Raw genomic sequence first — 21,319 nt, 5'->3', positions numbered from 1 at the left:
GCAATATCATTATGGTTATTAAGTCAGCAGAATATCTTATCAGTAGTCCCGATTGGGAAAAATGCCCCAATCCCATATGGCCGGAATATGCGTTCATCGGCCGGTCTAACGTAGGTAAGTCTTCTTTGATCAATATTCTGGCTAATAATGAAAAATTAGCCAAAACTTCCGGTACCCCCGGTAAAACACAGCTGATTAATCATTTTGCCATCAATAACGCCTGGTACCTGGTAGATCTGCCCGGCTACGGATTCGCTAAAAGAAGCCTGTCGCAGCGCCGCCAGTGGGAACAGATGATAGAAAACTACCTGCGCAAACGGCCCAACCTCGTCAGCGTATTTGTGCTCATCGACAGCCGCCACCAGCCACAGAAAATCGACATCGATTTTATCACAAAACTGGGAGAATGGAATGTTCCTTTCAGCCTGGTATTCACCAAAGCAGATAAAAGCACCCAGGCAGAGGTCAGCAAAAACGTAAAAGCTTTTCTCAACAAAATGAGAGAAACCTGGCAATTCCTGCCCCCCAACTTCGTTACCTCCACTGTAAAGAAATCCGGCCGGGATGCGATCCTCACCTATATCGATGAACTGAATGCACAATTCCGCGCCATCGCCTGATCACCTGAATCTTCTTTTATACACATTATTATTACCTCAGTAATCTGAGGTAATTTTTTATTTTTATTTGTTTATCTTAATCAGTGATGGTATTTTTTTACTCAAATACTTGTTGGAATGCCGGATGCAACAGATGAAATACTGTGTAAAAAGATAATAGCGCAGGATGAGGAAGCGTTCCGGGTACTGTATGAAAAATACCGGGATCATATTTATGGCTATACCCTGAAACTCTGCGGCCTGCCGGAAGTAGCATCCGACGCGGTGCAGGAAGTATTTATGAAGATATGGGTAAAAAGGGAAACCCTGAATCCCGGATTATCGGTCAAAGCTTACCTGTATACCACCACCCGCAACTATGTATTCGATTACCTCAGAAAAGCGGTACACGACCAGAAATTCCGCGAATATTTTCTGCAGATGTATACAGAAGATACCGGCGCTATGGACGACATACTCTACACCAGGCAGCTGGAAACCATTAAAATGAATGCCATCGCCCAATTGCCGGCGCAACGGCAGCTGATCTTCAGAATGAGTAAAGTACAGGGCTGCTCCAACCAGGAAATAGCCGATCAGCTGGGCATCTCCGTCAATACCGTGAGAGACCAGCTGGTAAAAGCTTCCCGCTTTGTAAGGCATTACCTCTATCAACATGCCGATATCTCCATTATTATTGCCGCCTTTTGCCATATCCTCCGCTGAGGAAAAAATATTTTTAGGTCCGGTCGTCTTTTAGGTTCGCCCGATCGTACTATTGTCATGTCAACCAGGAATAATGGAAGAAAATAAGGAACGGATCACTTCTCTCTTTATTAAATTAACGGAAAGGAAATGTACACAGGAAGAGCGTTTGGAGCTCCTCGCCTGGTTACAGGAAAACCCGTTGCCGGAATATTTACCTGCGGTGGAAGATTTGCTGCAGCAGCAACCCTGGCCAGCCATGCCGGCAGATACTGCCGGTCAGATTTTTACGGCCATCCTGCAGCATACACCATCCAAACCGGTGATCCCGCTATGGAAAAGAACCGGTTTCAGGGTGGCAGCAGCCCTGGTACCACTTATTGGCCTGGCTACTTTGTTATTGTTTTTTTACAGAGATAAAAATGATAAGCGCCATTTTGTAAACAACACCCGCCAGGTACAAACCTTCCGGCTGGAAGATGGTACGGTGATCAGTCTCAATCAACGCAGCAGCCTCACCGTAAACACATCTCCCCATAAAAACCGGCCCAGGGAAGCATGGCTGAAAGGAGAAGCTTTTTTTACAGTGATCCACCAGGCAGCAAATCCTTTTGTTGTACACACCGGCAACGGCGTGGATGTAAACGTACTGGGTACCGCTTTTAATGTGAACACAGCTAATGGCCACGCAGTGGTAGTGCTGAACGAAGGCCGCGTGAAAATCAATACCGGCGCCGGTCACGCCCTGACGCTGAATCCCGGCGAAATGGCCAGTTACAATGCAGACACTAAAATGCTCACCAGGCAAAAGGTGGATACGCTGTTCCAGACATCCTGGAAATATAACCTGCTCGCATTCAAAGAAGAACCATTAAAAATAGTGATGCAAAAACTCGGCGAACAATATGATTATGAAATAGTATTCGATCAGGAAGGAACAGGAGAACTGCTGTTTACAGGATATCTTCCGTCCGATAACCTGCAGCAGGCCATTATTACAATAGAACAGTCCTTTAATTTAAAATTCATTTTACAACACAAGACTATTCGGGTGAACAACAAAAAAATCCTTTAGAGACAACCAAAATTTAGTTATGAAAAAAGTTAAATCAATCAGTACCCAACTGATAATGGTTACTGCTTTGCTATGCTGTTTGCAATGGTCAAAAGCACAGATACTAAAAGCATCAACCCGCGAAAACAAGGTAACTGCCGTACCACTTATTTCAGTGATCAACGAACTGGAAGCAAAGTTCGATGTACGCTTCAGTTACAACACCAACCTGCTGAAAGGGAAAAATATTCTCCTGCCGAATACGGCCATCTTTCAGGCAGATAACATTGAGAGTAATCTCAACAAATGTATTGCACCATTAGGATTGGTATGCCGGAAAATCAACGGAAAGCTTTACGTGGTAAAAGCAGAAGATGCCGCCGATACCAGGTCGGTGGTAGCTGCCGGCAGTAACATCGCACCACAGCAAAATGTGAAAGGCTCGGTAAAGGATTCTACAGGTAATGCATTACCAGGTGTAATTGTGCAGGTGAAAGGTACCTCCAAAGCCGTGACGACGGACAAAGACGGGAATTTCTCCATCAATAATGTAAAAGATGGCGATGTCCTGTTATTCAGCTTCATCGGCTACACACCAAAAGAATACATCATAAAAGGAGAACAAACCATTAACATCGTTCTCAGCGATCAGGCCATCAGTATCGACCAGGTAGTAGTAACCGCCCTCGGTATCAAACGGCAGGAAAAAGCACTGGGGTACGCAGTACAAAGAGTAAAAGGCGAGGCCGTACAAACGGTGAAAGGAGTGGATATGGCTACTTCCCTTACCGGCCAGGTATCCGGTCTTGTAATTAAAAACTCCACGGAGTTTTTTGCGAAACCCACTATTGAGTTAAGAGGAGAAAGTACCTTACTCGTGGTAGATGGCGTTCCCTATGGTAACATGTCTTTACGCGATATCCCTACCGATGATATAGAAAGCCTGGATATCCTGAAAGGCCCCACTGCATCAGCATTATACGGCTCCAGGGCTGCCGGCGGCGTTATCCTCATCACTACGAAAAAAGGAACCGGCACCGGGCTGTCTGTAAACGTGAACAGCAACACCATGATCCAGAGTGGCTTCCTGGCCATTCCCAAAACACAAACTTCTTACGGCCGCGGTCAAAACGGAAAAATCGATAACGACTATGTATGGGGCCCCAGGCTGGATGCAGGTAACACAGCGAGGGACTGGAACCCGGTCACGAAACAGTTTGAAGACAACAGACCACTGAATTCGGTAGGTAAAAATAACCTGAAGAATTTTATGGAACTGGGCATAGTGACCAATAACAACATCAACGTATCACAGAGTGGAAAATACGGCAGCTTCCGTGCTTCCCTCAACCACGTTTACAACAAAGGACAGTTTCCCAATGCCAAACTGAACATGTACAACTTCACCCTCGGCGGCGAACTGAAAGCAACAGAGAAATTCAGCCTCGAAGGACATATGGGCGTAAGCAAAAGAATGGCGCCACAGGTATGGGGCACCGGCTACGGTAACCAGGGCTACATTTATCAGCTAACCATGTGGACAGGCCCCGAATACGATATCCGCCAGTACCGCGATTACTGGAAAACACCCAATCAAACACAAAACTGGATGTACACCAACTGGTATGATAATCCCTACCTGATTGCCTACGAAAAATTAAATGCGATCCAGCAGAATACCACCAACGCCAGTTTGACCGCCAACTATAAATTCTCCCCGGATCTTAGCCTGCTGGTGCGTATCGGCTATGATGTATATAACAATAAAGAAACCTTTACCAACCCAACGGCTAATATCTACTCTACCCGCGGCGGATGGAATGCCAGGGGGTTATACAGCATCAACAACACCTGGGGCTGGAGTACCAATGATGACGCCATGCTGAGCTATAATAAAAAAGCGGGCGACTGGAACTTTGAAGCAATGGTGGGCGGAACTATTTATTATTGGGTAGACGAAGGACTGAAAGCTTCTACTAAAAACGGGTTAACAAGTCCTACTTTCTTTTCGCTCAATGGCTCCGTTGAACCGCCTACATTCACACCAGCTTATAGCAGCAGGCAGGTAAACAGTTTGTATGGAAGAGCCGCTGTAAGCTGGAGAAATACCGTATTTATTGACGCTACCGGCCGTAACGACTGGAACTCTGCACAACCGGAAGAAAACAGGGCCTATTTTTATCCCTCCATCGGTTCCAGCGTGGTATTGTCTGAATTATTCAAAATGCCCGCATTTACAGACATGTGGAAAATACGCGGTTCCTGGGCTACCTTCAAAACGCCCGCAGGTGTGTATGATATCAACCGTCTCTATACCACCACCACCGGCGCATGGAACGGCGCTAACTCTGCCAGTTACCCCAGCAGCTTGTTGGGCGTTAACCTGCTGCCCAGTTCACAACGCACCTGGGAAATTGGTACTGCCGCCTACCTGTTTAAAAAACGTTTGAATATAGACGTCGCTTACTTCAACAAATACTATTATAACCAGCAAACTTCTGTGTCTATTCCAGGCTCCTCCGGATTCCTGAGCACCCTGGTAAATACTGCCGAAACCTATGTGAGAAAAGGACTGGAAATTACCCTCAGCGGTACAGTACTGAAGAAAAAAGATTTCCAATGGGGATCGACTATCAACTGGTCCAACCAGCACCGCTACTATGTAAACCTCGATCCGGTGTACTCTGCGCAAAGCCCCTGGGTGAAGAAAAAAGAAAGACTCGATACCTATACAGATTATTACTGGCTGCGGGATCCCGATGGTAACGTGATCCACAATAACGGCTACCCCGTGGAAAGCGATTACAAACAAAAGTATGGTTACAGTGATCCCAGTTTCAGCTTCGGTTTTATCAATACCTTCTCCTATAAAAATTTTACCGCATCACTCAATATCGATGGCCGCGTTGGCGGATTGATGTATAATTACATCTACGATAAAATGTGGGACTCCGGTACCAATCCTGAATCTGATAATGAATACCGCTACGATGAAGTAGTGAATGGGTTAACCAATTATGTAGGCAAGGGCGTGAAAGTACTCTCCGGGAGCGTTTCTTACGACAACTTTGGAAATATTACCAGCGATACCCGCAAATATGCGGTGAATGATACAAAGGTATCTTACCAGAACTATGCGCAGAACTTCAGGGGAGGCGATTATGGCGTACAAAAGAAAACCTTTGTAAAGGTGCGTGAAATATCCGTTGGATACCGGTTCCCGGCAACCATGCTTGCAAAGAGCGGTATAAAAAACGCCTCCGTTTCCTTAACTGCACAGAACCTGTTCCTGTTTACAGATTTCAAATTTTCAGATCCCGATGTGGATGATGAAAACCTGAACTCGCCATCTCAACGGTTGGTGGGGATTAATTTCAAAGTAGGGTTCTGATATCTTTCACCATCAAAGAAAATCTCATGAAACACAAATCACTGAAATATATATTGTCCGTATCCCTTACCGCTGCAATGGTAACCGGCTGCTCCAAATTTGATAAGATCAATACCAACCCGAATAAAACCACGCAGGTAAGTTCTGCCATGCTGGCTACCAACATGATCCTGAGTATTACCAGGTCGGATATCAGTTCTGCCAAAAGCTTTATGCAGCCATACCTGTTGGGGAAATATCTTACCTGGGGAGAAGGCCAGGAAAATTTCCAGTATAATAAATTTGGAAGAACCAATTTTAACAGGATCGCGTTATTGCGTAATGTGCCGCCCATGATAGGTTATGCACCTGATGAAGAACTCCGGAAATCGTATAGCGCATTAGGACATTTTATCAGGGCCTGGCAATTTTTTCAAACAACCATACAGGTAGGCGATATTCCCTATTCACAGGCGGTGAAAGGAGAATCAGAAAATGTGATCCAACCGGGATATGATACACAGAAAGCAGTGTTTCTCGGTATCCTCAATGAACTCGACAGCGCCAATCTTCTTTTTGCAGCAGGGAAAGACTTCACCGGCGATCCGGTGTATAACGGTAAAGTGGATAACTGGCGCCGGCTGACCAACAGTTTTGAATTGCATGTGCTGATGAACCTCTATAAGAAAACAGGTGACGCGGATCTGAAAGTGGTGGAGCGGTTTAAAGAGATCGTTGCCAACAGACCTTTAATGCGTTCGTATGCCGATAACTTTGCGCTTACCTATACGGCTGCAGCAGGACAAAATTATCCCTGGTCCGATGTGCCGGCCGGTTCAGGTAACTCCTTTGTAAAATCAAATTATACCATGCTGTCTGCCACGCTGATAGATCCGCTGAAAGCATTGCACGACCGCCGTTTGTTTTATTATGCAAAGCCATCGCCGGTGAAAATTGCAGCCGGTAAAACAGCAGATGACTATGATGCGTATGTAGGTGCAGAGCCATCTGACGCATTCCCTGCACTGCAATCTATCCGCCTGTCGAAAGATTATTCCGATCTGAACAGCCGGTATGTAAACCTGGTAAATGCAGAACCGGTAAGTGTTTTCAGTTATCCTGAATTACAGTTTGTATTGGCAGAAGCAGCGCTGCGGGGATGGATCACCGGTACTCCGGCGCAAAATTATTATGCTGCAGGTATCACCAATTCCATGAAATTCACCGCTACGTATACGCCGGATGTAGAAGATTATCATCACAATATGAAAATAGATGATAGCTATATTCAGTCGTATGTAACGGCAGTAGCACTCACCGGCAGTATGCAGCAGCAGTTGTTGCAGATCATTACACAGAAGTATCTCGCGGGATTCCTGCAGGGCTCTAACTATAACGCCTGGTATGAGCAGAGAAGAACGGGCTATCCGGTATTCAAATTGAATGCCACCACCAATCTGAATACGCCTGCTACGCAGTTCCCGGTAAGATGGCTTTATCCCGATAATGAGCTGAGCTATAACAACACTAATCTCAACGAGGCCATACAGCGGCAGTTTAGCGGCAGCGACAATGTGAATAGTGTGATGTGGTTGTTGAAAGATTAATCTGCAATAAAAATAGCGGGCTGTTTTTTCAGTCCGCTATTTTTATTTTATAAAGATGTTTATCAATATACTTTTGCGTAGGTAGGGGAGCAGGCGTCGGGGTTTCTGTTTTCGAAGAACATGGCGTTGCTGGTTTCCATCGCCCTTCTACAGAAGTAAGGAGTGGCGCATCTTTCTTCTTACAGGCAGAAAAAACAATCAATGAAAATAGCATAATGAGGGGGTAATGAATCTTCATAGCGGGAATTTTTATTTGTTATTGCACGGGGTAAATAAGCTTTATGATCAGTTAAATATTTTATTGTTGGCGATCGTCTGATTGATCTTTTCAAGGAAATCCACGAAGTAGGAGGGGCCACGCCAGTAAGGGGCTATATCTAAATAGATGCTGGTGCTGTCTGTTGGATTTTTTTGTACATAGATAAATGCCTGGAAGGTGCCATCGAGCGCACCACGGGCGGAGTACTTTAATATATTGGGATCCGCTTTTATAGCTGCACGGGGAAAGCTGCTGAGATAAGGCTTCAGGCTGTCGTGGATATTGCCGGACAATTTCACGGTGCTGCTATCATTATTCTTATAGGTGATTACATAACTGGCGTCTGGGGTGATCTGAAGCTTTTTGAATTCAGTCATAGCCATATTGCCTCCTCCGTTAAACACAAACAGCGAAGTAGTGTCGGGAGTTTTATCTTTATCTTTTTTGCAGGAAAGAACGCAGAGAGATGCCAGCAGCAATACGGCTGCCAATGATTTTGGTAGTGTCATACAAAAAGCGTGTTTTATTGAATGTATAGCGTAGAAACCGGGGAAAAAGTTACAGCGTTGGGAGGGGAGAGTATAGCTCGATAAGGGGAGAAAAAGCCACCTGACGTGGTAACACGTCAGAAAAATCTGAGAGAGGTACAAAAAATCGAGGCGCCTTAGTTCACTATTTTATTAGCGCAGCTGCTGCTGGCAAAGGCTTCCGGTTTGGCTTTAAAGGCAAAGCCCATACCCAGGATATAGCCCATTGCTTCCCGCAAAGCCAGGTTGCTTTTGAACTGAGGGTTCGTATTGATGTCTGCATGCACTTCCATGTCTACATCATATTCTGTAAACAGGTCGCACAGTTCATACGCAATTTCAATACTCTTCGCTACTTCTACCAGCATACGTTCTTTGATAGAATAGCGGTCTTTGGTTTTTTCATTGTGAATAAACATAAATCCGCCGTGACCTTCCCGGAGGAATACAATCACTGTAGCGAATTCGGTATCTACTCCTTTTACCTGGGAATCAGTACCAATGCACACTTTCAGGCGAAACCCCTTTGCGGTTTCACGAACGATGGCTTGTCGTACTTCTTCCTTTACCGGAAGGTGGATAACCTCTCCATTAAATCTTCTCCATTGCATACATGTATAATTAAGGGTGAACATGCGTAATTGGGTTATGCTATAATGCCTGCCTGTTGAAGTAATTCCATGCGCTAATTGGGTCAACAATATGGGATGCGTTCATTTGGGGATAACAGCAATATTTACGAATATACGAAAAAGCTGTTAGCAATAGCCAACAGCTGTACATTAAAAAAATAAGAAGATTCAGAAAATAAAACGGCTAGAACTGACCCGTACTAAGCATTACAAGGGTACATGCTTCTACCGGCTGAATATTATGTTCCCTGGCAATATCTTCCAGTTCAGGATTTTCTGCACCCGGATTAAAGATGATGCGGCGGGGTTGCAACTGCAGGATATAATCATAATATTCTTTCTGCGCCGCCGGATTCAGGTACATGGTCACCGTATCTACTTTCTCGAGCGGCGGATGTTCTGTAATCACCGGTGTATCACCAATGGCGGCAGCGCGTTTACCGATCGCCACTACCGGATGTCCTTTGGCAATAAGCCGGTTCACGGCCAGGTTGCTGTATCTTTCCGGGTTAGGCGATGCGCCCAGTACCACGGTGAGCTTTTTATCATTGTTGGTTTCCATACAGCTAATTTACGGAATTCAAAACAAGTGATAAGCGCTCCGGGGCAGATGCGCCAGTATATCGCTGCATGCCCCGGCAAGTTCCGGGAATTGAAACGTAAAGCCCTCCCTGGTAGCCCTGGCAGGCAGCACCCACCTGCTTTTCAGTAAAAGTTCCGCTTCTGTGCCTATCAGCATTGCGCCTGCTTTGAGTAAAGGAACAGGTGCCGGCAATCCAAACCGGTAACCTGCAGCGTGACGCAGCGTTTTCATGAATACCTTATTGGTGACCGGATGGGGCGCTGTACAATTAAATACACCGCTTAAAGCATCATTTTCGTATAGCCATGCCACCATCCGGCAAACATCGGTGATGTGGATCCAGGTGTACATCTGCTTTCCGCTGCCCTGGTGGCCTCCTAAACCGGCTTTTATGAGGTTCAGGTAGGGTTGCATCACGCCGCCGGGTTTCCAGCCAAGCGTAATGCCTATACGTAATATTATTTTTCGCGTACGTGGAAGCGTAATGCTGTTGAACGATTGCTCCCATAGTTTACATACCTGTACAGAGAAATCATTTTCTATCTCCCCGTTAAATTCATCCATCGGGCGATCTTCCGCGTGCCGGTATATGGTGGCACTGCCGGCATTGATCCATACTTTGGGTGGATTTTTCAGCGTAAGTATGGCCGCGCCCAATGCCCTGGTGGCATTAACCCTGCTGTTCACAATCGCCTGTTTATTGGATGCGTTATACCGGCAGTTCACACTCTTGCCGGTGAGGTTCATGAGCAAATCGGCATCTTCCAGCGCATGAATCCAGTTCCCCTGATGCGCTCCATCCCATTGCTCATAGCGGATACGCCCGGAAGAAGGACGTGCATGCCGCGTAAGGATAATGATGTCGTTACTTTCACCAAAGTACTCCACAAAACTGCTGCCTATAAAGCCGGTGCCTGCAGCAATAACAATACGTTTATTTTGCATAGAAGTGAACTTAAACCCGGGGAGGAGTGGTACTATGCCGGAGGGTAACAATACTTCTCCGTATAGTTAATGCCGTTATAGACAGTATCAGCGCCGGCAGCAGCAGAAAAAAACTGGCGTAAACAAACCCTGTAAAGATGCTGCTCCAAACGGTAGATATGGGATCCAGCCACTTGTCTGCCTGTACCATGAGAAATATGATGCCTGCAACACACAACTGTATGTACTGGAGTACCCGCAGCACTTTATCACGGGGGGCTTTTTTTCTTAGTATAAAATTGATAACACCAGCGGAGAGCTGCCAGATCAACAGCATGTAAAGAAGATACACTGTCCAGGATTCGGAGAAAATAACAAGATGTGTAATATCAATCGCACAAATAACAGTCAGGATCCCCTGGATAATACCATCTGCTATATAATATGACCTCATCTTTCTTTTTTTATTTATTCGGAATTTTCAGAAATAAATGAAAGTATAGTCCAAAAAAAATTATTTAATGAGTTTGATCAGGCTGCTGTAAAACCAGTTTTCTTCTGATTTAATAAATGCGCTGATTGTTTTATCCGTTTGTTGGGCAAACTTGGTGATATTGGAGATAGAATCCTTGAAAGCTTTCATTTCCTTGTCTTTCGGATCACCTTCCGCCTGTTGCAGCTGTAACAGCACTTTCATGATAGGATCCAGTTCACGCTTCTTTCTTTCACGGGCGATGTAGGTAGCTACTTTCCAGATATCTTTCTCTGCTACAAAAAATTCTTTTCTTTCTCCGGGAATCAGGATACGTTCTACCAATCCCCAGTTAATGAGTTCCCGCACATTCATGTTGGTATTTCCGCGGGAAATGTTCAGTTCCTCCATGATATCATCGGCACTCAACGGGTCAGGCATTACCAGCAGTAAAGCGTGAATCTGAGCCATTGTACGGTTAATGCCCCACTGGGCGCCCAAAGAGCCCCATGTTTGGATAAACTGCGCTTTTGCTTCCACTAAGTTCATGTAGGTTATTATTTTATAGCGTTTAACAATTTACAAGGCCAAATGTATACCAAGTTTTTGAACTTTCAAAAGCTAATGAAACATTTTACCGGTGAATGACGGGGGATACAGGCCCCGGTATCCCCGCTTTGTTTCATTATTGCCTCACAAAAGGTCGCCCCATTTTTGTAAGACGCCCCAACAGTGTTTGATAATATTTCCGGATCCCGTAAATGAATTTCCTGATCCTGTAAATAGGCAGTACAGTAGCGCCATAGCTTTGCCCGCTATAATCCAACCAAGAGATATGCACAAACATTTATTATTGATACTATGCATCCTGCTACAAGGATCATGGCTGTATGCACAGGAAAAAGCAAACATTACAGGACAGGTAACCACCTCCGACGGACAGCCGGCTCCCGCTGTAACCATAACGCTCAAAAACAGCCACCGCAGCGCTACTACCAATGAATCAGGCAATTTCATATTCCGCAACATGGAAGCCGGTCATTACCAACTGGAAATATCACTGACAGGCTACCAGGCAGTGGTGCAGGAAGTAACTGTAGAAAAAGGTCGCTCCGCAAATGTTACCATTGCACTCAGCATTCCTGTGAAAGCGTTACAGGCGGTGACTATTACCGCTAATAAACAACGCCTCACCAGGATCAGCAGTGAGTATGTGGCAAAGATGCCGCTGAAGAACGTAGAAAACCCACAAGTATACACCTCCGTTACTAAAGAATTGCTGCAGGAACAAGTGGTGGTCAGCTACGCAGATGCTATCAAAAATATACCAGGCGTGGTAATGCAGCTGGAAAATAACAGTGCAGGCGGCACCGTTACCTCCAGGGGCTTTTCTACACAATCGTTTCTGCGCAACGGTGTACCGGGCATTATTGGCAGCGGTACTATCGACCCCTCAAATATTGAAACGCTGGAAGCCATCAAAGGACCGTCGGGAACCCTGTATGGTAGCAGCTTTGTTTCTTTCGGCGGGTTATTTAACAGGGTTACCAAAAAGCCATTCGATCATTTCAAAGGAGAAGTGGCGTATACCGCCGGCAGCTATGGCCTCAGTCGCTTTACCACAGATGTCAACACACCACTGAATAAGGAAAAAACACTGTTGCTGCGTGTGAATGCCGCCAAACACAATGAAGGCAGTTTCCAGGATGCGGGCTTTAAGTCCTATGTTTTCCTGGCGCCTACGCTCACTTATAAAATGGATGATAAAACCACACTGACCGTAGATGCTGAATACCGCAACGAAAAAGGCAACAGCTTTTACCGCATGTTCGCAGACGGCTCTTATGCTACCGGTGTGCGTAGCCCCAAAGACCTCCGGCTGGATTTCCGGAAACGCTTTAGCGGCGATGATATTACCAACGCCAATACAGCGGCGAACCTGTACCTCACACTGGACCGGCAACTCTCCGGACAATGGAGCAGTCATACCAACTTTACTTACCTCAGCTCTACCGCCAATGGTTTGAGCGGATACCTGAGCATGAAACCGGGCAATGATTCGCTGATCCGCACCATGAATTACACGGAATACAACAATGCCAATGCGATTGATTTCCAGCAGAATTTTAACGGTGATTTTAATATTGGCCATATGCGGAATCGTTTGGTAGCCGGTATCGACATTTACAGCGTAACCACTAAAAGCAGTGGCGCGCCCGGCATTACATTCGATGTGGTCAGTGCATCAAACCCGGGAGCTGCATATACCCAATTGACCAGGCTCGCGCTGCTGGACCGCTTTAAAGGATTGCCCTTCAACAAATCTATCGCGCAGCAAAATATTTACAGCGCCTATGTACAGGATGTGCTGAATATCACTGATCGCTTCCTGGTAATGGCATCTGTACGCATCGACCGGTTTGATAACCGCGGCACCAAAAATATTACCCGCGATACTACAACCGGGAAATATGCGCAAACAGCGGTGTCGCCTAAATTTGGACTCGTGTACCAGATCGTGAAAGATCAGCTCTCCCTGTTTGCCAACTACATGAACGGATTCCAGAACATTGCGCCGGTACTGCAACCAGACGGTACTTTCACCAGCTTCAAACCCAGCCAGGCAAACCAGTGGGAGGGTGGTATCAAAGCCAACCTGCTGGATGGTAAACTGAATGGAAGCATCAGTTACTACCGCATCAATGTCAGTGATATTACCCGTGCGGATCTGCCGGAGCGTCCTGCATACACAGTGCAAAATGGTACCCAATATAGTAAGGGGATAGAGGCAGAAATTACTGCTGTACCACTGAGAGGATTCAATATTGTGGCGGGTTATGCGTATAACGACAGCAAGATAGAAAAGAGTAATCCTACATTGGATGGTTTGCGCCCCATCAATGCGGGTCCTGCGCATACGCTGAATGCATGGCTCAGTTACCGCCTGTTCCACGGAGCCTTGAAAGGGCTGGGCTTTGGCTTTGGTGGTAATTATGCCTCCGATAATAAAGTGATCCTGAGTACCACGAGTGAGTATGCGTTACCCGCATATACCATAGTAAATGCAGGCATTTCCTATGACAAGCCCCGGTTTGCGGTTGCTTTCAAGGTCAATAATATCAGTAACCAGGACTATTGGATAGGATGGAGTACCACTATTCCGCAGATGCCACGTAATTTCAGCGGCAGCATTGCATTGAAATTCTGATCTGTCAGTAACCATAAATAACGAAGCCGTCTCTTGTATGAGAGACGGCTTCGTTGTATAGCTATTACATTTAGTTTATACCAGCATAGTTACCGGGTTTTCCAGGAACCCTTTCAGGGTAGCCAGGAAACGTGCGCCTACGGCTCCATCCACGCTTCTGTGGTCGCAGCTCAGGGTCAGTTTCATGATGTTGGCTATTTTCACCTGGCCTTTCTCTACCACTGCAGTTTCTGTGATATTACCTACCGCCAGGATTGCTGAATCCGGTGGGTTAATGATCGCAGTGAATTCGTCGATACCCAGCATACCCAGGTTGGAAACGCTGAAGGTATTGCCGCTGAATTCCTGTGGCTGCAGTTTTTTGTTTTTGGCTTTGTCGTACAGGCCTTTTGCATCACTGGCAATCTGGCTCAGTGTTTTCTGATCTGCAAAGCGGATCACCGGTACAATCAAACCATCTTCAATAGCTACCGCAGAACCGATGTGTATGTGCTGGTTCTGACGGATAAAGTCGCCCATCCAGCTGCTGTTCACCGCCGGATGCTGACGCAGTGCCATAGCAGAAGCTTTGATCACCATATCATTGAAGGAAATCTTAACAGGGGAAATTTCGTTGATGGATTTACGTGCTTCCATCGCCTTATCCATATTCACATCTATTTTCAGGTAGAAGTGAGGAGCGCTGAATTTGCTTTCGCTGAGGCGTCTGGCAATTACCTGGCGCATTTTGGTCAGCGGGATATCAGTGAAGCCTTCCTGGCCGGCTGGTACAAAGGCAGGAGCAGCAGGAGTTGCGCTGCTTTGTGCTGCCGGAGCCGCTTTGGCTGCAGGAACATAGCTATCTACGTCTTTCTTGATAATACGGCCACCATCACCTGAGCCGGGAACCTGGCTGATGTCGATGCCTTTTTCTTCTGCCAGCTTCTTGGCCAGCGGGGAAGCTTTCACACGGCCATCGCCGCCGGTGGTGGTGGCTGCAGGAGCCGCCGGAGCAGCAGTAGTGCCATTTTGTGAAGGAGCCGCAGCTGGGGCGGATGGAGCAGATGCAGCCGGAGCAGCGCCTTCGCCTGCCAGGATCGCATCTACATTAGTACCCGGTTTACCTACAATGGCAATAATACCGTTTACTTTGGCCGCTTCGCCTTCTTTCACACCTATATATAATAAGGTACCGTCAGCATAACCCATCACTTCCATAGTGGCTTTATCTGTTTCCACTTCTGCCAGTACATCGTCATTCTTCACAACGTCGCCTACTTTCTTATTCCAGGCAACTATTTTACCTTCTGTCATGGTATCGCTCAGGAGCGGCATACGGATAACAGTAGCATTTTTCAGCGCTTCTTTTAAAGCAGCGTCATCAGCAGGCGCGGCAGCAGCCGGAGCAGCCGGAGCAGCCTGTGGTGCAGGTGCGGCAGCAGCAGGTGCAGCATTAGCGGCAGGAGCCGGAGCAGCAGCCTCTTTTTTGCCTTCACCTTCCAGCAGAGAACTGTAATCTTCTCCCGGTTTACCTACAATGGCAATAATTCCGTTTACTTTAGCTGCTTTTCCTTTTTCAACACCTATATAAAGGAGGGTGCCTTCTACGTAACCCATCACTTCCATAGTGGCTTTATCCGTTTCCACTTCAGCTATTACATCGTCTGCCTTTACTGTATCGCCCACCTTTTTATGCCATTCCGCAATCACCCCTTCCGTCATCGTATCACTCAAAAGGGGCATTCTGATAACTTCTGCCATAGTGCTTTATTCAAAATTTTGTTCAAACCTACATGTTTTTGCGCAAAAACGCAAAGAAGGAATTGTAAACTGTTTAAAAATGTCTGTCTATCGTTAATATTTAATCAGCGCAATACGCTAGAAATCTAACTCCATGTTCAGCCGGTCTTTCAGCTCTTTCACCAGCGGGTATTTTTCCGCCATCTGCTGGAATTGCTCCCGGCTGGAAAGTGGCGCCGGACCTATGTCCTGCGTCTGCTGACTCTCATCCAGCTGGAGGGTAAGCACAATGGTAGGGTTGTTAAATTTCTTCTTCAGAAATTCAGCAATTACCAGCTTTTCTTCTTCCATAAACCGGAATTGTACAATGTTCCGGCTCACAATTCCCACCTCTGTAGTACCCAGCAGTTTCAGTTGCGCCAGCTGTAAATTACTTACTACCGTCATTTTGTTGGCCTGCCGGTACAGATCAATAAATTCTTCCCAGTACACATGGATCGCTCCCATCGTAAGTGGGGTGGACTGTACCTGGGTAGTACCCTGCTGTTTGGCGGCCATCGCTTCTTTCATGGCGGCAAGCCCTGTCAGCTTGCTGGCCGGAGCAGCGGTCGTGGTAGTTGCGCCACCAGCCGGAGGCGTAGCAACAGGTGCAGGTGCGGTAGCTGTGGCAGCCGGCTGACTGCCAACAGGCGTTGTCGTTACAGGAGCCGTTGCCGGCCCGCCGGTAACGGCGGTATGTCCGTTGGAAGGTACAGATGGCGTAGGCGCTGAGGGAGCCGGTACAGGAGCTGTAACCGGTGCTGCCACGGGAGCAGAAGCCGCTTGCTGCGGTGCAGGCGGAACCTGTGTCGGCGGAACCGGCGTGTCTACCGTTAAACGGGGCCCCGGCACCGTGCCGATACTCTCCGTTGTAGCCGGGTTCCCGGTAATGGTTTTAGCCGTTACCGGCTGGGCCACAGGCGCCCGCAGCTTCTGCGGGGGAGATCCATCAGCTACCAGCTTTTTTTTTGACACTTCCCCGTTGCTGTCGTCGCTTACCAGGGTTACTGCCTGTTGCAGAAAACACAGCTTGATCAGCGCCATCTCCACATGCAAACGCTTGTTGCGCGCCATGCGGTAATTGATCTCAGTTTCATTCAGCAGGTGAAGGGCGGTGATCAGGTAAGCAGGACTCACCTGGCCCGACAGCTGTTTATATCGTTCCTTCAGGTTGCCGGAAACCTCCACCAGGTGAAGGGCCTTGTCTTCTTTACATAACAACAGGTTACGTAAAAACTCCGCCCAACCGTTCAGGAAGTTATCTCCTTCAAAACCTTTCTGTAAAATTTCGTCAAATATGAGCAGGGCATTGGCTACGTCCTGTTGAAGCACGGAGGCCATTACCCGGAAAAAATAATCGTAGTCAAGAATGTTCAGGTGTTCCAGCGTATTCTGGTAGGTAAGATGCCCGCTTGTAAAGCTCACGATCTTATCCAGCGTACTCAGGGAATCCCGCATACACCCATCTGTTTTCTGTGCTACCAGGTGCAGGGCATCTGTTTCCGCCTGGATATGCTCTTTGGTGCATATCTCCTGCAAATGGTCCACGGTATCCTGTATGGTAATACGTTTGAAGTCGAAGATCTGGCAACGGCTCAGGATCGTAGGCAATATTTTATGCTTCTCCGTGGTGGCCAGGATAAAAATCGCATAGGACGGCGGCTCCTCCAGGGTTTTCAGAAACGCATTGAAAGCCGAGGAACTGAGCATGTGTACCTCATCTATGATATAGATCTTGTATTTCCCTGCCTGTGGAGCAAAACGCACCTGTTCCACCAGGGTACGGATATCATCTACCGAGTTGTTGGACGCAGCATCCAGCTCGTGAATGTTGAACGAACTGCCCTCATTAAACGACTTACAGGAGTGACATTCATTACAGGCTTCCCCATCCGGCTGCAGATTTTCGCAGTTAATGGTTTTAGCCAGGATACGCGCACACGTGGTTTTCCCAACTCCGCGGGGCCCGCAAAACAGGAAGGCATGCGCCAGCTGGTTATTGCGGATGGCATTTTTGAGAGTGGTGGTAATATGTGCCTGTCCTACTACAGTTGAAAAGTTCTGTGGACGGTATTTACGGGCTGAAACGATAAAATTCTCCATATGACTGCTACGCTTTCGCGAGCGCCGAAAATACGCACAAATTCAGTAAGAGAAAAATGCACAACAGGAACGGCGCTTCAACGGGTGTTATTCCCCGGTTCTAAAGTTAAAATAAATTCCAGATATGCCTTTTTTAATAATATGACGCCGTTGTTAAAATGTTCCATCATGGCGGAACTGATCTCATGCAATTCCTGGATAGCCACATAGTCGGGGATCATATCCTGTATAAAAGTACAATCATGTTCCCTGAACCGCTTCAGTTTTTCCTCCATACTTTCCGGGAAAGTTTTGAACAACGCCCCCTGCTGAATATTTTCCGTCATCATCCGGAAGCTCCAGCATTCGGCCGATAGTTCATCAAAAAGCGCCGGCAGCGATTCCATATCCTGCTCGCCGGAATTAAACAACAGGCTGATACAATGAATAATCCTGATCACCTGCTCATTCAGCTGGTGGCCGGTTTGCTGATACTGCAGGATCTGGGTGTATTTTTCCCGGAGCAGGGCCGCCGTTGCCGGACTTTGCCGCATCGCCACGGTATAATGATACCGGAAGGCTTGCTGGTCATGCAATTGCAGCCACGCCTCTTCAGAGGCCACCTGCGCAGATAACATCCGGGCCAGCTGCTTTGCCCGCGCCGCACTGTATTTTTGCCCGTCAAACTCGAAATGACTGGTCTGAAACTGCCCGCTGCTGATAGCCTGCAATGTTTCGGCATCCTGGCGGTCACGGTAAAAAGCCCGCATCCTCATAATATTATCCGGATGATACAACTCCTGTAAACTACCGGCTTCCATATCTTCCGGTGGCAACAGCCGGGTAAACTCCCCGTTAATGCCGGGAAATGGCCGGTTGTCATAGTAATCATTAAATGTTTTGGGGTATTCGTATAACCGGTGGCGTTGTGAAAGCTCTTCAATATAAGCAGCAGGAGTAATTTCCGTAAATGGTTCCTCACTGTTATGTACCGTGAAATTATATACCAGCGCAGTCATGTACTCCTGCACGTTTTCCGGCTCATTAAACAGGTTCCAGGCACTGATGGCGATCGGCTTACAGGAAACATTTGCGGCTGAATAATGCGCCTCCCTGGCTTCCCGCGAAAGATGCGAAGTCCATTGCTCGCGCAGCTGCACCCGGCTTTTAAGAAAAGTATGGAAATAACTGTCGGTGATAACAGGTAGCCCGGCGGCATCCACTGCCAGGTGGTTTTGCGTGGCATAGTAACGGATCATGGCACGCTGCGCTGTGAAAATATTGGCAAACCGCAGCGTTCTTTCCGCCAGGTCAGGTAATTTATGAAAACAATGATCCAGGCAGTAACCACCCATTTCCAGCCGGCGTAAACTGCTCACGGCCGTTTCAGTACTGGTAAGCCCTACCGCCACCGTATCTGCCTGATATTCCATTTCGCGGCTTAGTTCCAGGTACTGGCGGTTAATGATCGCATATATTTTCCGTAATACATATTGCATCCCGTTCAGAATCCGCGTAGTAATATGGGCAAAAAAACTTAACAGGCTGCTGCCACTGCTCCAGCGTACCTCTATTTCATTCCACCGGTCATTTTCATACAGCATATTATACAACATCTTGTTCAACGCATAGATGTAGCTGCCAAGTTTCATACTACGCTGCGAGAAATGCGCAAACTCATATGCCAGTAACATCTTAAACTCGCTCACATTTACGCTGTTGATCAACCCTAACCCGATCTCCAGGTTTTTTCCCGCCGGCCAGAATAAACTGAGAAAGCTGGAATGATAAAATATTGCGGTGTGCATATCCGGCACAATAAATACCTTCTTCGGAAAACTGATGCGCGTATCCTTCACCAGTTGCGTAATAAAATCAAATAAACGGGGATGATGATCCGGGAAGATCTGTGTACGGTAAGGGTTGTCTGCAGGACGTTTGTTAAAAAGAAATTTTATGAGAAAAAATAATACCATCCCTCCCAGTAAAATGAAACTGAGTGCGATGATGCCAGTGCTCCAGCCCGGATAAGTGCGGAATAACATGATCCCTCCCGACACACAGGCTACAGCCAGGGCAACAGCTGCAAACAATAACACCACGTAAAGAATAAAGAACAACACAACGCAGCTGATGGCTTTCATTATCTGTTGCCTAAATAGTAACGTGGGCTCAATAAGTGCCAGATCCGCGTTATCAGGACACTCAGGGTATAAGTTGGTCATAACAAAACATCAGGTTAGATACGATCGTAACAGTAAAAGGGATCTAAATGTTATACAATATTCATAAACTTACGTACCCACGATACCTCTCATATACTCATATGAGAGGTATATACCCCCGCTGTGGCGGATTATTGTTATCCCAGGATCGGGTGCCTTTTAAAAGGAACAGAGCGGTCAAATAAGTAACGATACGTGGCCAGCCGTCTGGTGGGAGTGGCGCCAAGACCCTCCGCCACATTCTGCATCCTCGGGTTAAAATCGCCAATCCACTGCATTTCATAATCCTCATATGGCGACATACCGCTTTGTATTAATTTCGCTCCCTCCACAATCATATACGCATCTACCCCCTTCCCCTGAAATTCAGGTACGATACCAAATATAATCCCCACCATTTTTTTGCAATAGCCGGTTTGCTTTAACCACAGGAACTTCAGCTTTTGCAACAAACCAAATTTCCCGTTCATATGTTTTATATACTGGTTCAGGTCCGGCAGGTTCAGCCAAATAGCAATAGGATCATCATTGTGATAAACAAACCAGGCAATCTTTTCATCCATCAGGGGCTTCATCTGCTTAAACAACGCCAGTACCTGTGCTTTCCCCATTTCTTTACCACCCATATGCTGCGCCCATGCCTTGTTATACACAATGCTGAATGCCTCGGCAAACCGTGGCAGATCATCCTTCCGGATATGCACTGCCCTGAATGCCGGATCAGCCTCAATAGCAGCATGCCGGCTAAAAAATTTGGGCAGCAGCTGATCACTTACCTTCATTCCATAACAAAGCTGGTTAAAGAAAAGTTGAAAACCATACTGTTCAAATAAACGGATATAATAAGGAGGATTGAAATTCATACAGTATAATGGTTCATGAAATCCTTCTGTAAGCAATCCCCACCAGTTGTTGCGCTCCCCGAAATTAATAGGGCCATCCATTGCGCCCATACCTCTTTCCTGCAACCACTGTTTGGCCGTATCAAAAAGCAGGTTGGCAGCTTCCTGCTGATCTATACAATCAAAGAAACCCACTCCGCCCACCAGGCACTCATCTCCCTTTGTTTTATATTTCTTATTCACAAAAGCAGCAATCCTGCCGGCTAAACGGCCCTGCTCATCTTTTAAAATCCATCTGATACACTCCCCGTGACGGAATGCCTTGTTTTTTTCCGGATCAAAAACTCCGTTAATATCTTTATCCAGCGGCCTTATCCAACCAGGTACATTTTTATTTAAATTCACATGCACGTCGATAAATTGCCGGGCTGTCTGTTCATTGTTTACAATAATCAGCTGCATTGAAACCATT

General features: G+C 46.8%; 16 protein-coding genes. 6 read left to right on the top strand and 10 right to left on the bottom strand.

The window, feature by feature from the left end; translation table 11 throughout:
- Positions 1 to 11 precede the first annotated feature (11 nt).
- From yihA to V7S65_RS18150, 5 genes are all read left to right on the top strand, one after another.
- Positions 12 to 620: a ribosome biogenesis GTP-binding protein YihA/YsxC gene (gene yihA / locus V7S65_RS18170; RefSeq protein WP_079470057.1), complete on the top strand. Its 609-nt coding sequence runs from the start codon at positions 12 to 14 to the stop codon at positions 618 to 620.
- Positions 621 to 737: 117 nt separating this feature from the next.
- A complete protein-coding gene (locus tag V7S65_RS18165; protein WP_079469481.1) occupies positions 738 to 1,325 on the top strand; it encodes an RNA polymerase sigma factor in 588 nt (195 codons plus the stop codon).
- 73 nt (positions 1,326 to 1,398) lie between these two features.
- Positions 1,399 to 2,379 carry a FecR family protein gene (locus V7S65_RS18160; protein WP_336387473.1) on the top strand — a complete coding sequence of 327 codons (981 nt, stop codon included), beginning with the start codon at positions 1,399 to 1,401 and terminating at the stop codon, positions 2,377 to 2,379.
- 19 nt (positions 2,380 to 2,398) lie between these two features.
- Positions 2,399 to 5,749, top strand: a complete 3,351-nt coding sequence (locus V7S65_RS18155) for a SusC/RagA family TonB-linked outer membrane protein (RefSeq protein WP_336387472.1) — start codon at positions 2,399 to 2,401, stop codon at positions 5,747 to 5,749.
- 26 nt (positions 5,750 to 5,775) lie between these two features.
- On the top strand, positions 5,776 to 7,335 hold the full coding sequence (locus V7S65_RS18150; RefSeq protein ID WP_336387471.1) for a SusD/RagB family nutrient-binding outer membrane lipoprotein: 1,560 nt from the start codon (positions 5,776 to 5,778) through the stop codon (positions 7,333 to 7,335).
- 285 nt (positions 7,336 to 7,620) lie between these two features.
- Here the strand turns inward: V7S65_RS18150 and V7S65_RS18145 are convergent, their stop codons facing one another.
- From V7S65_RS18145 to V7S65_RS18120, 6 genes are all read right to left on the bottom strand, one after another.
- Complete coding sequence (locus tag V7S65_RS18145; RefSeq protein ID WP_336387470.1) at positions 7,621 to 8,103, bottom strand: hypothetical protein; 483 nt, start codon at positions 8,101 to 8,103, stop codon at positions 7,621 to 7,623.
- 155 nt (positions 8,104 to 8,258) lie between these two features.
- A complete protein-coding gene (locus V7S65_RS18140; RefSeq protein WP_079470056.1) occupies positions 8,259 to 8,732 on the bottom strand; it encodes a ribonuclease H-like YkuK family protein in 474 nt (157 codons plus the stop codon).
- A gap of 205 nt (positions 8,733 to 8,937) precedes the next feature.
- Positions 8,938 to 9,315: a CoA-binding protein gene (locus V7S65_RS18135; protein ID WP_336387469.1), complete on the bottom strand. Its 378-nt coding sequence runs from the start codon at positions 9,313 to 9,315 to the stop codon at positions 8,938 to 8,940.
- Positions 9,316 to 9,333: 18 nt separating this feature from the next.
- The gene (locus tag V7S65_RS18130) at positions 9,334 to 10,281 is read right to left on the bottom strand and encodes a TIGR01777 family oxidoreductase (RefSeq protein WP_336387468.1); all 948 of its coding nucleotides are present in this window, start codon (positions 10,279 to 10,281) and stop codon (positions 9,334 to 9,336) included.
- Positions 10,282 to 10,291: 10 nt separating this feature from the next.
- Complete coding sequence (locus V7S65_RS18125; RefSeq protein ID WP_336387467.1) at positions 10,292 to 10,714, bottom strand: hypothetical protein; 423 nt, start codon at positions 10,712 to 10,714, stop codon at positions 10,292 to 10,294.
- Between the two features lie 60 nt (positions 10,715 to 10,774).
- Entirely contained in the window at positions 10,775 to 11,281 is a 507-nt protein-coding gene (locus V7S65_RS18120; protein ID WP_079469472.1) for a GbsR/MarR family transcriptional regulator, read from the bottom strand.
- Between the two features lie 286 nt (positions 11,282 to 11,567).
- Here V7S65_RS18120 and V7S65_RS18115 point away from each other — a divergent pair, with 286 nt between their 5' ends.
- On the top strand, positions 11,568 to 13,940 hold the full coding sequence (locus tag V7S65_RS18115) for a TonB-dependent receptor (RefSeq protein WP_336387466.1): 2,373 nt from the start codon (positions 11,568 to 11,570) through the stop codon (positions 13,938 to 13,940).
- Between the two features lie 75 nt (positions 13,941 to 14,015).
- Here V7S65_RS18115 and V7S65_RS18110 read toward each other — a convergent pair whose 3' ends face one another.
- The 4 genes from V7S65_RS18110 to V7S65_RS18095 form a co-directional block, all read right to left on the bottom strand.
- Entirely contained in the window at positions 14,016 to 15,680 is a 1,665-nt protein-coding gene (locus V7S65_RS18110; protein WP_111576767.1) for a pyruvate dehydrogenase complex dihydrolipoamide acetyltransferase, read from the bottom strand.
- Between the two features lie 117 nt (positions 15,681 to 15,797).
- Positions 15,798 to 17,801 carry a DNA polymerase III subunit gamma/tau gene (locus V7S65_RS18105; protein WP_336387465.1) on the bottom strand — a complete coding sequence of 668 codons (2,004 nt, stop codon included), beginning with the start codon at positions 17,799 to 17,801 and terminating at the stop codon, positions 15,798 to 15,800.
- Positions 17,802 to 17,878: 77 nt separating this feature from the next.
- Positions 17,879 to 20,005, bottom strand: coding sequence for a M48 family metallopeptidase (locus tag V7S65_RS18100; RefSeq protein ID WP_336387464.1), 2,127 nt, complete (start codon positions 20,003 to 20,005; stop codon positions 17,879 to 17,881).
- 137 nt (positions 20,006 to 20,142) lie between these two features.
- On the bottom strand, positions 20,143 to 21,309 hold the full coding sequence (locus V7S65_RS18095; protein WP_079469467.1) for a hypothetical protein: 1,167 nt from the start codon (positions 21,307 to 21,309) through the stop codon (positions 20,143 to 20,145).
- Between the last annotated feature and the right edge of the window lie 10 nt (positions 21,310 to 21,319).

It is taken from the genome of Chitinophaga sp. CCNWYY40 (assembly GCF_037483205.1).
Taxonomy (GTDB): Bacteria; Bacteroidota; Bacteroidia; order Chitinophagales; family Chitinophagaceae; genus Chitinophaga; species Chitinophaga ginsengisegetis.
Note: the sequence above shows the minus strand (reverse complement) of the source record. Positions and strands in the feature narration are given on the sequence as shown.